Annotated in this window: 1 protein-coding gene and 1 pseudogene; one reads left to right on the top strand and one right to left on the bottom strand. The window is 42.8% G+C overall.

The genetic code is table 11. The features are described from left to right. The first annotated feature begins 214 nt into the window (after positions 1 to 214). A complete protein-coding gene (locus WMO75_RS19625; protein WP_158583637.1) occupies positions 215 to 724 on the top strand; it encodes an alpha-L-rhamnosidase-related protein in 510 nt (169 codons plus the stop codon). Here the strand turns inward: WMO75_RS19625 and WMO75_RS19620 are convergent. Further along, positions 697 to 877 (bottom strand): annotated as a pseudogene (locus tag WMO75_RS19620) (hypothetical protein); the annotation flags it as partial. The gene WMO75_RS19625 and the pseudogene WMO75_RS19620 sit on opposite strands and share 28 nt — an antisense overlap.

The following is an 877-nucleotide window of genomic DNA, read 5'->3' as shown; positions in this document are numbered from 1 at the left end:
TAGAGTTGTTGATTCACTTAAGGCAGAAAGAACAAAGTAAAGAAAGCCCTGTCAGACAGAAAACAGGAAATAAATGAATGCAGCTTAAACAAAGATTTTGATACAAACGATCACACGAAAGGAACATAAACAAATGAAATTTCTCGAAAATTCAAACTGAATCTGGATCCCGTCAGATACAGAAGAAATCGTAGAGATCAGTGCCGGTGAAGAGATGACAGGCTACATTTCTCTCGTTTTATCCGCAGGAAAAAGTGCAGATATTACCCTGACCTATGCAGAAGCTTATGTGCAGGAAGAGCATGTCGGACAGGATCATGTGGCACTCAAAAAAGATCGTCTGGATCAGAAAAACGGACATCTGGAAGGCTATCAGGACAATTATCATGCAGCAGGTCTGGGAACACAGGATGATCCGGAAATCTACGAGCCATTCTGGTTCCGTACTTTCCGTTTTGTACAGCTTCACATCAAAACAGGAGCAGAGCCGCTTACATTACAGCGCTTTGATTATCAGGAAACAGGATATCCTCTGGAAGTAAGTACCAGTGTAAAAACCTCTGACGAAAGCCTCTCAGATATCTGGGAGATCAGCGAGAGAACGCTGCGAAGATGCATGCACGAGACTTATGAGGACTGCCCATATTACGAGCAGCTGCAGTATGTGATGGATTCCAGAACACAGATTCTGTATACTTATCCTGAATTATTCATGAGCATATAAGAATGCTCAATACTGCAAAGCCTTGAAACAGTTTCCTTGAATTCAATCGAATCATCCCCCAAAATGTACAGACTACCCCTTGCAGCAATCTTTATCAGCTTTAAGCGAATGGTGTCCACCTGTTGCTTCCGCATACTGGCTGGCAGTACCAGT

It is taken from the genome of Blautia intestinihominis (assembly GCF_040096655.1).
GTDB classification, from domain to species: domain Bacteria; phylum Bacillota; class Clostridia; order Lachnospirales; family Lachnospiraceae; genus Blautia_A; species Blautia_A intestinihominis.
The sequence above is the reverse complement of the archived record's forward strand: the minus strand, read 5'-3'. Positions and strand labels throughout refer to the sequence as shown.

Coding starts and splice junctions, on each gene's coding strand:
- WMO75_RS19625 (WP_158583637.1), top strand. CDS start 215: ATGACAGGCTACATTTCTCTCGTTTTATCCGCAGGAAAAAGTGCAGAT.